Genomic DNA, 14,088 nt, shown 5'->3' on the forward strand with positions numbered 1-14,088 from the left:
TTAGGGCCGTTTTGACGAAAAAAAACGGCAGTTCTCGCTGATCGCCACCACTGGTTCCCAGGCTCCTGCCTGGGAACCCAATGATTGGCAGGCTCCTGCCTGCCGATCTGCTGACAATTTCCAGACCACGCTGATTTTCGCGAGGCAGAGCCTCCGTGGCAGTGCGTTCCCAGGCGTGAGCCTGGGAACGAGAGTTCTGCGGGGTGGCGATCAGCGAGAAGTGTCCGAAAAACGGCAAAAGACGGTCGTGCCGCCTTGCGCGACAGAGCGGCGGGCTGTTCAACCGCCACTGGTGCGATAGAAAACGTCCCGCTTAAAACGCGATGGCATCACTGTATTTCGCCAACAGTGGCGTTCAATCCCTGGACTGCTCTAAGTGTGGTGTTGACACGTCTTTTGATGCCACCGTTTTATTCCCCGTGTCACCTCCCCCAAATTCTTTGGTGGAGGTGACAGCAGAGTCCGCGCAAACCCAAAATGCCACAACCCCAAACTTTGAGCAGCGCAAGCCGGAAGGAACGCCGCAAAACTTAGAGCGTCGCTCTTTACAGAGACAACGCCATGGCGCCGGAAATGGCGAACGTCTTGGCGTCTTGCACGTAAGCGATCAACTGGGAATCCGCCCGCACCAACTCCTTGGGCAATTTGATCGACACGCTGCCGCTGCCCGATTCGTCCAGTTCCACCACCTGAAAATGCCGAACCACGTTGGCGTGCCCTAGGTACCGCCCCGCGTTTTCACCCCGGGTGACTTCGATCGGACTGACATCCTGAACGATCGCAAGGTTCAGTACGTCACGTTCCCGGTGTCCATTCACCGCATACTGAATATTCATCGACGCGTCGTCCAACTGCTTAGAAAGTTTGATCGTACAGGTTGCCGGACGCTGCAATGCCTCCGCAATCGCGTCGTTCGCTTTCTTGACGTCGGAACCAGCAAACTGCTGCACCCCACCGACAATCATCTGTGGCGTGTACACACGACTTGACTCAAACACTGTGGCGTAGGCACGTTGGCGATCGGACGCCTGAGCGCTGCTGTAGGGATCTCGCCAACCAAGGCGATTCCAATAGTCGACATGGAATGACAGAACCAACACCCGGTCCTTGTCCGCTCTTTCGGAGAGTTGCCGCAACACCGCATCGGCCGGTGGGCAACTGCTGCATCCCTGTGAAGTGAACAGCTCGACCACGGCAATCCCAGGCCCCGCGGCTTGGCTGTGCGTTCGTGTCACACAGAGGACCAGAGCCAAAGCGATCAGAAGGAAACATCTGTACCGAGATGCCATGACACCATTCCCAGGTTTGGTAGAGGTCAAAAGAATCAGTTGATCATGATTCTGGAATGATCGCGATGCTATGGCAATGGACATTCTGTCTTGCTGCCCCACTCGGAAAATTGAACGGTATTGCGGTTAAACGCAATCGCCGCAACCGGCGACTTCACTGAACGGTATTGGGATCAAACAGCACTGCACAGTGTTTCTGTCAAACCTTGGCATCGAGTGGGACGTCTGCTGTGCGCTGCGGCTATTTAGGAAACCTCCTCCTTAAGCTAAGCGACGGTGAAACGAAGAGGGGGAGCCGGCGCGAATGAAAAGGCGGTAAGGGCAGCCGCGCCGTACATCACACGCCAGCTCCCCTTGTTCGCTCCGTCATCAACGGATTTCAGAAGGCAGTTCTTGGCACAACTATCATCGTCGCCGCTTTGTCGCAGGTCCGCCAAAATCGCACAATACACGGTCGTGAGGCCTACATCATTTGACACGGGTTACAAACGATCAGTGTTCTGAGGGAAAACCCTATCGGACGACTCGACCCGATCCCCGGCCGGCGACCAATGCCTCCACTTCGCTACGACTGACGAAGTTGGTGTCGCCGACGATGCTGTGGGCGAGACACGACGCGGCGACGGCAAAATCCAAGGCGTCGCGGTGGGTTGCACCATCGATACTGGTCAATGCAAAGATCAGCGCGGCCGCAAATGCGTCCCCGCCTCCGACTCGATCCACAATGTTACGTATCTCATAAGGCTGGTACTGGCCGTCGACGGTCGGCGCAAAACACACCGTATCGTCATTGACGTCGTACAACATGGCGCCCCAGTCGTTGTGTGACGCACTGACACTATTGCGCAGCGTCGTGGCAACCAAACGCAGCTGGGGAAACTCATCGACCACACGCCGAGCGACATCGGGGTAGCGTTGTTCATTCAGTTGCCCGGAGTGAACGTCCGTCGACTCGGCTCGAATATCCAACACATCGCCGCAGTCTTCCTCGTTGGCGATCAAGACATCCACGTGCGGTAAGATCTGCCGCATCACTTCGCCCGCTAATTCACGCGGAGTCGCATCGGAGCCCCATTGCCACAGCTTGCCGCGAAAGTTGAGGTCGCAGGAGACCGTCAGCCCAAGTTTCTTTGCCGTTCGGACCGCGTCCAGCGTTGCATCGGCCGCCACTTGCGACAACGCCGGCGTGATGCCTGTGACATGAAACCAGTCGGCACCGTCAAAGATCGCCGGCCAATCGTAAACACTCGGCTCGGTCAGGCTGATCGCCGACTGATCACGATCGTAGAGGACGCGGCTGGGACGCTGATTGGCTCCGGTCTCTAAAAAATAGAGTCCCAATCGACCATAGTCGGTGCGGATCACATGCGATGCGATTCCGAGCGATTGCAGTGATGCGATGCACGCGTCGGTCAGATCGTTGTCCGGCAACGCGGTGACAAAGACGGCATCCCCGCCGAACCTCGCCAGCGAAGCCGCCACATTGGCTTCCGCGCCGGCAAAGGTCACGTTGAGTGTTCCCGGCATTGCTTGAGTAAGCCGCAGAAAACCGGGAGGCGTCAGTCGGCCCATGATTTCGCCGAATGTCACGATACGCTTCATTTCGTTTTCTTTTCTCGGTGGGGCGTTTCCAAGACAATCCGTTTTGCTTCGGTCGCCCGATCGATGACCAACGACCAGTCTTTGTCTTGGATCTGTTTTCGCGGCGCGATCCATGAACCGCCGACAGCCAAGACTGCAGGGTCGTGCAAGTACTCGGCAAGACAATGTGCTTTGATTCCGCCCAGCGGAATGTACTGCAAACCCAAGTGCGCGTAGGGCGCCGCCACGCTGCGCAGGTAGTCGATCCCACCGCTTGCTTCGGCGGGAAAGAATTTCAATTCCCGACAACCGAGTTGGACGGCGGATTCGATCTCCGAGGGTGTGACCACACCGGGCGCGAAAGGCAACCCGCAATCTTGAGCCGCCTGGACGACATTGGCATTCAAACCCGGGGCGACGCCAAACGCCGCGCCTGCTTGGCTTACTTCGCGTACCTGGTCGGCCGTCAGGATCGTGCCCACGCCGGCAAGCATCTCGGGCACCTCGTCTTTGACTCGCCGAAGCGCATCGATCGCCTTGGGCGTCCGCAACGTCAACTCGATCACATCGATTTTGCAAGCCAACAGTGCCTTGGACAACGGCACCACATCAGCGGGCTCGTCCACCACGACCACGGCGATCACGCCGCACCGTCGGATGCGGTCGAGTGACTCCTCAGAAAACTGCGACTTCATGATTGTCCCCAAGGGCTGGCAGCAGTTGATACGATACGACAAGCCGCATTGTACGCACTATTGGCCGATGCGGCTAACGGGCAACTAAGGGGCCACGGGGCTTCCCATCGCGTGATCGGCTTCCTGTATACTGACTGCGTCTCAGCCGAACACGAACCTGGATCCCGAGGTGTTAGTGAGCTGATGACTGCACATGAAACATGCTTTGACAACCGGAAAGGAGAGGCATCATGGCAATCGCGATTTGGGCATTGGCGATGGGCGCGTCGGTGACGGCGCTGGTTTGGGCATACCGGTTCTATCAACAAATGTTGCGTGCCGACGAAGGCAACCAGGAGATGCGAGACATCGCCGCGAGCGTCCGCAAGGGTGCCGGTGCCTATCTCAAGCAACAAAACAAATGGGTGGCGATCGTTTTTGTTGCGGTCGCTCTGCTGTTGGCCGGGATGTCATTCGGGCTCAAGGTTCAGAGCGGGTTTGTTCCCGTTGCCTTTTTAGTCGGCGGTTTCTTTAGCGGGCTGTGTGGCTGGTTCGGCATGAAAACAGCCACCATGGCGAGTAATCGTACGGCCGCTGCGGCACAACATAGCTTGAACGATGGACTGCAAGTCGCCTTCCGCAGCGGTGCCGTGATGGGTCTGACCGTGGTGGGAATGGGGCTGAGTTACGTTTGCCTCTGGTTCGGCTTTCTGTACTGGGTGATGCCGCAGTTCGGCGAACAGTACGTCTTCACCTTGCCACAGATCTCAGTCGTGATGCTCTCATTTGGAATGGGGGCCAGCGCGCAAGCCCTGTTCGCCCGCGTCGGTGGCGGGATCTTTACCAAGGCCGCGGACGTCGGTGCGGACCTCGTCGGCAAAGTCGAACAGAGCCTTGCAGAAGACTCCCCAAGAAATCCCGCAACGATCGCGGACAACGTGGGCGACAACGTGGGTGACGTCGCCGGCATGGGCGCCGACCTCTACGAATCCTATTGCGGCTCCATCCTCGCTGCCGCCGCACTCGGCGTGGCTGCCTTTAGCTCGTCGGAACTGCTCCCCGAGGGTGTCGACCAAACGAGCGCTCAACTGGCGGCGTTCATGCTGCCGATCGCGATCTCCGCCGTGGGCATCTTGTTATCCATCGTCGGCATCCACATGGTCAAAACCGGCGAACAACTTTCGCAACTCGCCTTGCTGCACGCATTGGCCAAAGGCATCAACTTGGCTGCATGGATGGTCAGTGTTGCTGCGGTCGGCTTGACGATCCTGTTGATGCCGGCCACGCCGGGCACCATGTTGCTGGGTTTCATTCCGGGAATCGCGATCAGTATCGTGATCGGTTTGGCGGCCGGTTGGGGAATCGGTAAGTGGACCGAGTACGTCACCAGCGATGAGTTTTCACCGACGCAGAGATTGGCCAAGCAAGCCGAGACGGGACCTGCAACGATCATCATCGGCGGAGTCGCCGACGGCATGATGAGTACTTGGGTGCCGGTCTGCATCGTCTGTGCCGCCATGTTGGGGTCGTTCGCCTTTGCCTCCGGCGGCAACTTTGATGACGCCAGTTATTTTGCCCTCGGCCTGTATGGTGTGGGCATCGCCGCAGTGGGAATGTTGAGTACGCTTGGAATCACGTTGGCCACCGACGCGTACGGCCCCATCGCAGACAATGCGGGCGGCAACGCGGAGATGGCGGGATTGCCCGAGGAAGTCCGCAAGCGCACCGATGCCCTGGATAGCTTGGGCAACACCACGGCGGCGACCGGCAAAGGTTTCGCGATCGGCTCCGCGGCGCTGACCGCGTTGGCGTTGTTGGCCGCCTATGTCGAAGGCGTCCGCGACGGGTTTGACCGCTGGGGCAACGAGTTTGCACAAACCGTCAGCGTGGACGGCGACTACAAACTATCCAACAACCTACTGGTGACTTGCACAGGCGACACAGGAAACGTGTTCTTTGTGCAAGACCTATCCGACGAAACCAAAGCCCAATGGCGAGATGCGGTCCAAGGAGACATCGTCCCGGCGGGAATGTTCGATGTGGGTGCAGAGACGTTGTCACCTGGATTGACTTCGGTCGCCAGGGCGGACTTACGAGATTACTTGCGGTACTACGACGTCACGTTGATGAATCCGCGAGTGCTGGTGGGGTTGTTCTTGGGTGCGATGAGCACGTTTCTGTTCTGTGCGATGACGATGAAATCCGTGGGGCGTGCGGCTCAGGGCATGGTGATCGAAGTCCGCCGTCAGTTCCAAGAGAACCCAGGTATTTTGGACGGCAGTGTTACGCCGGACTATGAGACTCCGATTTCAATCAGCACCAAAGCCGCACAGATCGAGATGATCCTGCCCAGTTTGCTGGGGCTGTGCATGCCGATCGCCGTGGGATTGTTGCTCGGCGTCGGTGGTGTACTGGGCTTGCTGACGGGTTGCCTGACCAGCGGTTTTTGCTTGGCCGTGTTCATGGCCAACAGCGGCGGCGCTTGGGACAACGCCAAGAAGTACATCGAAGCGGGAAACTTGGGTGGCAAGGGCAGCGATGCACACAAAGCAGCCGTCGTTGGCGATACCGTGGGTGATCCCTTCAAAGACACCAGCGGGCCGAGTTTGAACATCTTGATCAAACTGATGAGCATGGTCAGCGTCGTCGTCGCCGGCCTGATCGTTCGATATTCCCTGGTCGCATTGGGATTGTTTTGAGCAGCCAAGACATCGGCGAGGACGCAGACAAAGTTTCTTGCCGAGGACGATAGAGACCTCGCACCTGCTTCGAGATACCCAGACAGGTCTCTTCGTCTGAAAGCCGCGGAGGCGGCGGAAGCGTAAAGCCTGGGACGCCAGTCCCAGGTCACATTTGGCAACGGTCCCAGCCAAGCCGCGAAGGCGGCGACAGATTGTGTGGGATGCCGTGCCGTTTCTGTCGCCGCTTCGCGGCTTGTCGGACGCGGTCATGTGGCATCCCGTGGGGCTGACGCCCCATGCTTTATGCTGCCGTCGCATCCGCGACTATGCACTCGTGCCCCAATGAACTTTCACTCGGTTGTGTTTTGTTCTGCTATGTTCCGCGTTGCAGCGAAATAAAATACTTCACAACGTTGCCCTGGGCTTTATGTCATGTCCTTTCGGGACGGAATTCATAACGCCCCTTTGGGACGGAATTTGTCCCGGTTCCCGGCAAGAGGGGGCGGGCACTTACTTTCTACTTAGGGTTTCCAGCGGCGGTAGAACTGTTTGTTTTGGAGTGAGTACTCTTTGCGTTGGCGTTGTCCATTGAGGGCTTGCTCGAGACGTTGCGGTAGTCGTCGCTCGAGGGCTCGTTTGGTGTTGCCCAGCACGCGGCGGATTTTGCCAAACGCTGTCTTGGGACGCTCGGGTATCTGCGTTGTTGTGCCGCTGTTCTCGGGCGAGTCTGTCGATTCGTCCCAGCGTGTTTGGTAGTCACTTTGTTGCGGCATCGATTGAAAGATCGGCACATCGGCAACTCGTTTGGCTAGTGCCATGACCAAGATCGGATGGTGTGATACCAAACCGACCCGTTGCTTGATCGCATCCGGATCGATGACTTCGTAGGCAATTTGCGACGACGACAACTCGGCACCGGGATACGGATGCTCCACCACCAGCATCTTCAAGATTTGGAATCCGTTGGCGGCGTTGAAAACGCGATAAAGCAGTTCAGGCGAAAACTGATAGAAACCATGCCCGCAGTGATTGTTGGCGTTGGTGGATAGAACAACACAGCCGCCCACTCGAACCATCCGCATGTAGTTTGCCAATGCGACCGGGACGTTGAAGAGGTGTTCCAGTGTGCCACCGTCGATCACGGCATCGAAACGTTGGTCCAAGTCCGGCCCGATGGGCTGGTTCATGTCGTGCAGCAGCGTGGCTTGTTCGAAGTCGGAATAGTCGATCGATTCGATGGAGGAACACCCGAGCGATTCTTTGAGGAAGGGCTCGTTGAATTCTCCCCACGGTGGGTCGACACCGCCAGCGGCGAGCGGCGACTGCGGGTACTCGGTCGCCAGTTCTCGCACGTCGTCCGGCCGCAGGTAGATCTGTTGTCGACCGATGGTGGCGACCGACTGGAACGAACACCCCTGTTGTTGAGCGTAGAGTAGCAGTCGAAAGCTGGATTGAATGAGCCCCATGGGTTATGCCGCGCGGCGTGTTTCGCGGCTGGGCTCCGCGACGGCTGGGATGTCCACGGTGTCGGGACTTGCTTCGCTCGGTCGCGACGCCGGTGCAGCATCCGCCGGTGCAGCATCCGCTGGTGCCAGGCCGAGCCAGTGCCCCAGTGCCGAGCGACGAATGAGTCCCTCGTAGGTCACCAGGCATACCGCGCTGACAACGACGAATGCGATCGCGGCTTTGATCATCGGCGAAGCGCCGGGCAACAACCATTTTAGGTCGATGTGGACCAGACCGAGCAGCGGGTGGTGGACCAAGTAGATCCAGAACGAAGCGCCCGCGAGGTATTTGGTTCGTTTGGACACGCGATCACCCATCAACACGGCGATGCTCATCACCGCCATCGTCGCCACCCAGGCGCCTGATGCGGTCAAGATCGCCAGGACGTAATGAGCCGCTTGATAACTCTTGGTTTCACTCGGTGGCAGGCTCAAGTGCCAGCGTCCCAAGATGACGGAGGTGGCCATCAACAGCACGGCGACGGGAATCAGTCGACGCGCATGGTGCGCCAGATCGGAAAGCTCAAAATCGCGAGCGCCCAATCGGACACCGCCGAGAAAGAAACATCCGCTGTAGATCCACTTGCTCGGCACCGGCAGAAATGCGTGCTGAAATCCCCAGACGACTTCTGGGCGAACGATCAGGACGGCGGCGGCCAGTCCGATCAGCAGCAGTGGCACGACGATCGGACGAGCCATCAATGTGTCCAATATGCGTCGAGCCGTTTGATAGTGACCGACCGCCCAATCACCCAAGGCGACCACGACGATATACAGAAACAAATAGGGCAAGAACCACAGGTGGCTGAGTCCCCAAAGATTTCTCCCCAGTTCGCCATCGACCTTGAGGCTCTTGAGTTTCACAGCCGGAACGAGTCCTTCGGAGACGAAGCCGAGGACCCAGATGAAGGGCTCAATGGGCAATATCACGAGCATCGCAAAGGCCAACGGGACCAGCAGTCGTCGAGCACGATTGCGGACCAACAACCCGGGTCCGCCTCGGCGCAAGGATCGCCAAACCAGGAAGCCGGCAACGAACAAGAACACCGGCATCACGATGACTTCGATACCCCAGAACAGGCAGTCGATGCAAAAATCGGTCGCATCGGTGATCGGCCAAACCAATCCGGGCATCGGATTTTGCAAGTACGGCACACACACGTGCAGGAGAACCACTCCCAAGGCCGCCCAAGCGCGGATTGCCTCCAAGCCGGGCAATTTGGCGGGCCTGGGGGGCTGGGAAACCGCATCGCCAAAGATTTGGCCGGCAATGACGGTCCCATTTCCGTGATCGCCGCGTGAGGGCTCACCGGAACCGTGAGGGTTCGGCTGTGGGTGCAGGGGAATCGTGTCCATGATCGCGGATTACCAAATCCGGACTCAGGACGGAAAGACCGATCAATCCAAAGAAAACGCGTCGGATTCGGCCACGTAGAGTGAACGTCCGCTTCGCGCGATCGTGTTGATCACCATTTTTCCGTCTTGCACGATCTCATCATCGACGTGAAACCCAACGATCCGGCCGACCACCATGTTGGCGCCGCCAGGACCGGCGGCCAACTGGATGACTTGATGCAGTCGACATTCCATCGCGGCCACGCACTGGGCAACGCGCGGCGGTTTGACGATCAGGCTATCGGCTTTATCGACCCCGGTCAGTTCAAACTCGTCCACATCCGGCGAGACGTCTGCCGCGGACAAGTGCATCGCGCGGGCGACAGTTTGCGTGACGATGTTGACGACGAATTCACCCGAGCGCTGAATGTTTGCCAACGTGTCTTTGGGGGAACCGTCACCACGATTGGCGGGACAGAACACGAGCGTGGGTGGACGAACGCCGACGCCGGTGAAGAAACTGAAGGGCGCCAAGTTGGCAACACCGTCGGTCGACAGGGTGGATACCCAAGCGATCGGCCGAGGCGTGATCATCGAAACCATGGACTGGTAGATTTCGCTGCCGGACAGGTCGTTCAGATCAAGTTGCATGGCGGGGTTATTTCAGTAGACCGATCAAATCACGGTGCAGCTCGTCACTGGCGGCGACGCAAAAGCGGGGTTGCCAATCATCCAGCGGTGAGCCGTCATAGGCCGTCAATACCGCGCCCGCTTCTCTCGCGATCACGGTCCCACCGGCGGAATCCCACGCCGAAACATTCGTCGCCCAGTAGCCATCCAAGCGACCCGCAGCGACATAGCACATGTTCAATGCACAAGATCCCAGTCGACGGATGGAGCGGCACTTTTCCAACACACGCACAAACCGGTCGACTTCATCGGAATCGGATTTGACACCGGCTGGAAAGCTGCACGCCAGCAGGCTGTCGGACAAGTCACGACACCCACTCACTTGGAGCGTTTCGCCGTTGACATGCGCGCCACCGCCATCGATCGCCGTGAACATTTCGTCGACGACGGGATCGTACACAACGCCCAGTTTCATTCGTCCGGCGACATACAAGCCGATGGAAACGGCAAAGCTTTGCAATCGATGAACGTAGTTGACCGTTCCGTCCAGCGGATCGACGACCCAGCACGGCGGCGCGTCGCTGCGTCCGTCGCGGACTGCGGCGAGTGGTTCGGTCTCGCCTTCTTCTTCGCCCACAAAGGCGTAGTCGGGAAAAGCCTCGATCAGCAGATCACGGATGGCTTTCTGCGACGCCAAGTCCGCGTCGGTGACAAGATCCTTGGGCGCTTTTTCCTGGACGATGCGGGTGCCACGTCGGGCCATCAGCTCCTTGGCTCCCGCGCGGGCGGCTGCGACGGCGATATCCAAATGTTGTTCGTTCAAAACTCGTTCTCAAATCCGCGTAGTTCGTCCAGCCAGAGCCGGACGTCGTTGTCGTACTCAGTGGCCATGTTGTTGATGATCAGGTGTCGGTGAAAGGCAGCCGCGCCGGTGTCCACATGCTCGGCGGCTTCCGCATTGGGGAATCGTCGATTGGGATCGGGGGCGATCAGTCCCGACAGAAAATTCATCAACAACTCGTTGGATGTCAACTGATCCGGCAGGACTTCATCCAGTCGGCCAGGCAACTCGCGTTTGGCATGCAGCAGGTCTCGCAGCTTTTCGTGGCCTTGAAAAACATTTTGACCGCTGAGCATTTCGATCAGGACGTAACCGACGCTGGCCAAGTCGCTGCGTGGAGTGGCCGGTTGGTTTTCCAGGACCTCGGGGGCCGCGTAAACCGGTGTGCATTCCCGTTCTCGTGGCGGGTTTCTGTATTGGATGGCGGAGCCCAAATCGATCAGCTTCACGTGCCCGCTGCGTTTGAGCATGATGTTGGCTGGTTTGACATCGCCGTGCACGATCCCGTCTCGGTGCAGCGACGCTAGCGCCGCCAAGCACTCACGGACGATGGCCACGGCAACGCCGGCCTTGAATCGTGATTGGTCGGGGCCTTCCGTGATGATGACTTCGTTGACGTAATTCCAACGGCGATTGTTCACGTGCTTGCGCAACAACTGCAAGCACTTGGGCGTCATCAGTTTTCGCAAGTCGTATCCGTCGACCCATTCCATCATCATGATACGAATGCGGTGTCGTTCAAAGAAATTCTGAACGGCGACGAGATTGTCGTGCTGGATCAGCGCGACTTGCGATGCGATGGACGCGACCCGCTGCATCGCCTCCTCGTACGCACGGCTGCTGGCGAAGTGTTCCGGGGAAAACACCTTCATCGCCACGGGAACGGTGAAACCATCCGTGCCCCGAAATTCGGTCAAGTAAACTTCGCCCTGACCGCCACGTCCGAGCAGACGCAGCATGTGGTGGTGCCCCGTCCAACTGACTTTCCCCTCGGAGGTCAGCATCTCGTACCAGCGCAGCAGTTCGTTTTCGCCGCGGTTTTCGTGCATGCCGGACTGTGTGGAAGTCAAATGGGGTTCAAAACGGGTGGTCGATTGCATCTGCAAAGTCTACACCGGAATCGGTTCCGGGCAGACCCTATCTTGGAAAGCCATTCTGGGGCCTGACACCACCGCCTGAGCGAATTTCGATATACTCAGTCCGACAGGCGATTTCTCTGCTCCCATCATCCCGCATTTCAGCAAAAACATGCGTCACACGTCCAAAATTGCGGCTGCGTTTGGTCTTTTCATTTCGCTCTGGTGCTCCACCCAAATGGTGGACGCCCAATCACCGAGTAACAAGTCGCCCACGCGGCTCTTGCCCGGCTCCGCCTTCATGGCGTCCACCTGGAACGCTCAAAACACGCTGCAGCAGGAATACGTCAAATGGCTGCCGACCGAAGTCGCCGATGCTTGGCTGAACAAAGCGTTTAAGATCGACCTGAAGGCCATCGACACGATCGTTTCCTGGTCCGCATTGCCAGCAAAGCAAGGTGACGAATTGGTCACCGGTTTCATCGTAGCGTTCAATCAAGACACGGACTTGGGAAATACCGATCCCGAGATGCTGACGGAAGACTCGCCGTTGCAACTCTCTGGCAAAACCGTCTACGCATTCGCGACAGGCAATGGCCATGTGGTTGCTCATCAAGTGGACCCGCGGACGATCCTCTTCACCCAAGAGCAACACTTTGACATGGCGATCGACCAGGCCAACGCGTCGACACAATTGGCCGAGCTGCTCAGCTCTGATGCCGACAGTGCCGATGCCGGCGGCCAACGGGAATCACGAACGGTGATCTTGATGGATCCGCTTCGCCCCATCATCCAGGAGATGCTCGCCGCCGAGGTGGACCAATGGCCCGCCCAGTTTCGTCCCTTACAGGCGTGTCCCGATTTGATCGAAACGATCCGGATGGACACACGCAGTCTGAACAACGAAGTCAGCAGTTTATCGTCGCACTACGAGATTGTTGCCCAATGCAAGAACGACACCGACGCGCAGCGGTTGCAGCAGTTGCTGCAGCAAGGCATCGCGGATGGCCAGGACGCGATCATCCAAAGCATTCAGAAAAACAATGACGCCGACGGTGATCGCGTCAAAGAATCCGTGAATGCATACCTGCAACGCATCGTGCGGCACTATGCCGGTTTGATCAACCTGAAACGCAATGGCAATGAAGTTTCCGTCGATGCAGAGATCAATCTGTCAATCGGTACGACCGGAGTCCTCGTCGGCTTGCTGCTGCCGGCCGTGCAAGCGGCTCGTGAAGCCGCCCGACGAATGACCGCATCCAACAATCTGAAACAGATCGGTTTGGCGATGCACAACTATCATGCAACGTACAACCATCTGCCCGACGCCGCGATTCGCGACGAAAATGGCAAGCCTCTGCTCAGTTGGCGAGTGGCGATCCTGCCCTTCATCGAACAGAACGCTCTGTACGAAGAATTCCACCTCGACGAGCCTTGGGACAGCCCGCACAACATCCAACTGATCGACAAGATGCCCCAGGTGTACACCGACCCCAGTTTGCCTCTTGAAAACGGGTTGACCGTGTTTCAAGCCTTGGTGGGTGAGAGTTTGATGTTCGATCCCGAGGGAGCATCCAAGTTCCGCGACATCACCGATGGCCTGAGCAATACATTGATGGTCGTGGAAACCGATGCATCCCAAGCCGTCCAGTGGACCCAACCGGCCGACGTGGAAATCAACATGGACGACCCGATCTCACAAATGGGTCACATCCACCAAGGCGGATTTCACGGCTTGTTCGGTGACGGTGCTGTTCGATTCATGACACACACCATCGATGTGGACTTGTTCAAAGCCTTGCTGACCAAGAACGGTGGCGAAGTCGTCGGCGGTTTCTAGAGCATCACCGTTTCGAACGTGGGGCAGGTTTGCAACCTGCCGCATAGAGATGTGGGGCAGGTTTGCAACCTGCCTTTTCCAAACCGGCAGGTTACAAACCTGCCCCACCTGTTCTTGGCTGCATCCTTCTCAGGTGGTGACGTCGAGATGGTTCACCACGCGGAGGCCCATCGCGACGGGACGGACCGCTTCTTGCGCCAGTTGCTTGTGATAGAAACTGCGGACCTTGCCGTGAAGCTGCAACTCGTTGGCGTGCTCATCCACGCGAATCTGTCGAAGTTCCGAGACGGAGCTGCGAGCCAGCACGGCGTGGGCGGCTGAGACGACGGTTTCAGTCGGTGTGGTTGGCATGACATGGTTTCCCGTGGAGGAATGTAGCGTCAGGCCTCACTGCCGTGATCGCATTCCCGTTGGATGGAAGGATTCCTCCTGAATCGGAGCCGAGAACGCAATCGACGTTCTCCAGCACTCAAATATCACACATCGCCAGTGACATGACCATGCGAATTTGAATCAATTTTCTTTTCTTGAGTGATCTCCGACGGCGCATCAAGCGTTTGACGACTGACCGCGACCACCAACCAGGCGGCTTGGGAAATCTAGGGAAAGATTTGGATTTGCTTTCATTTATCGTTC

General features: G+C 57.9%; 11 protein-coding genes. 2 read left to right on the forward strand and 9 right to left on the reverse strand.

All coding sequences use genetic code 11. The features are described from left to right. Positions 1-545: 545 nt before the first annotated feature. The 3 genes from Pla52nx_RS02610 to Pla52nx_RS02620 all read right to left on the reverse strand — a co-directional run bounded on the left by Pla52nx_RS02610 (position 546) and on the right by Pla52nx_RS02620 (position 3,565). Positions 546-1,289: a DUF1223 domain-containing protein gene (locus tag Pla52nx_RS02610; protein WP_197454231.1), complete on the reverse strand. Its 744-nt coding sequence runs from the start codon at positions 1,287-1,289 to the stop codon at positions 546-548. 513 nt (positions 1,290-1,802) lie between these two features. Further along, positions 1,803-2,891, reverse strand: a complete 1,089-nt coding sequence (locus Pla52nx_RS02615) for a sugar kinase (protein WP_146518144.1) — start codon at positions 2,889-2,891, stop codon at positions 1,803-1,805. Next, positions 2,888-3,565, reverse strand: a complete 678-nt coding sequence (locus tag Pla52nx_RS02620; RefSeq protein WP_146518145.1) for a bifunctional 4-hydroxy-2-oxoglutarate aldolase/2-dehydro-3-deoxy-phosphogluconate aldolase — start codon at positions 3,563-3,565, stop codon at positions 2,888-2,890. The genes Pla52nx_RS02615 and Pla52nx_RS02620 overlap by 4 nt, the downstream gene beginning before the upstream one ends. A gap of 230 nt (positions 3,566-3,795) precedes the next feature. Between Pla52nx_RS02620 and Pla52nx_RS02625 the strand changes: the two genes are divergently transcribed. Continuing rightward, positions 3,796-6,243, forward strand: a complete 2,448-nt coding sequence (locus tag Pla52nx_RS02625; protein WP_146518146.1) for a sodium-translocating pyrophosphatase — start codon at positions 3,796-3,798, stop codon at positions 6,241-6,243. 503 nt (positions 6,244-6,746) lie between these two features. Here the strand turns inward: Pla52nx_RS02625 and Pla52nx_RS02630 are convergent. From Pla52nx_RS02630 to Pla52nx_RS02650, 5 genes are read right to left on the reverse strand one after another with little or no spacing between them, the layout of a single operon-like run. Next, the gene (locus Pla52nx_RS02630; RefSeq protein ID WP_146518147.1) at positions 6,747-7,691 is read right to left on the reverse strand and encodes a hypothetical protein; all 945 of its coding nucleotides are present in this window, start codon (positions 7,689-7,691) and stop codon (positions 6,747-6,749) included. 3 nt (positions 7,692-7,694) lie between these two features. Next, on the reverse strand, positions 7,695-9,086 hold the full coding sequence (locus tag Pla52nx_RS02635) for an acyltransferase family protein (protein ID WP_146518148.1): 1,392 nt from the start codon (positions 9,084-9,086) through the stop codon (positions 7,695-7,697). A 42-nt stretch (positions 9,087-9,128) separates the two neighbouring features. Further along, the gene (locus Pla52nx_RS02640; protein ID WP_146518149.1) at positions 9,129-9,716 is read right to left on the reverse strand and encodes a flavin reductase family protein; all 588 of its coding nucleotides are present in this window, start codon (positions 9,714-9,716) and stop codon (positions 9,129-9,131) included. A 7-nt stretch (positions 9,717-9,723) separates the two neighbouring features. Then, a complete protein-coding gene (locus Pla52nx_RS02645; RefSeq protein WP_146518150.1) occupies positions 9,724-10,518 on the reverse strand; it encodes an inositol monophosphatase family protein in 795 nt (264 codons plus the stop codon). Continuing rightward, positions 10,515-11,636, reverse strand: coding sequence for a serine/threonine protein kinase (locus Pla52nx_RS02650; protein ID WP_146518151.1), 1,122 nt, complete (start codon positions 11,634-11,636; stop codon positions 10,515-10,517). Before Pla52nx_RS02650 ends, Pla52nx_RS02645 begins: the two co-directional genes overlap by 4 nt. A 148-nt stretch (positions 11,637-11,784) precedes the next feature. Between Pla52nx_RS02650 and Pla52nx_RS02655 the strand changes: the two genes are divergently transcribed. Next, positions 11,785-13,452 (forward strand): DUF1559 domain-containing protein, encoded by a 1,668-nt coding sequence (locus tag Pla52nx_RS02655; RefSeq protein WP_146518152.1) that lies wholly within the window; start codon positions 11,785-11,787, stop codon positions 13,450-13,452. A 129-nt stretch (positions 13,453-13,581) separates the two neighbouring features. On the opposite strand, the gene Pla52nx_RS02660 is transcribed toward Pla52nx_RS02655, so the two are convergent. Beyond that, positions 13,582-13,803, reverse strand: a complete 222-nt coding sequence (locus Pla52nx_RS02660; protein WP_146518153.1) for a BON domain-containing protein — start codon at positions 13,801-13,803, stop codon at positions 13,582-13,584. Positions 13,804-14,088 lie beyond the last annotated feature (285 nt).

The sequence above is a fragment of the Stieleria varia genome, from assembly GCF_038443385.1.
Taxonomy (GTDB): domain Bacteria; phylum Planctomycetota; class Planctomycetia; order Pirellulales; family Pirellulaceae; genus Stieleria; species Stieleria varia.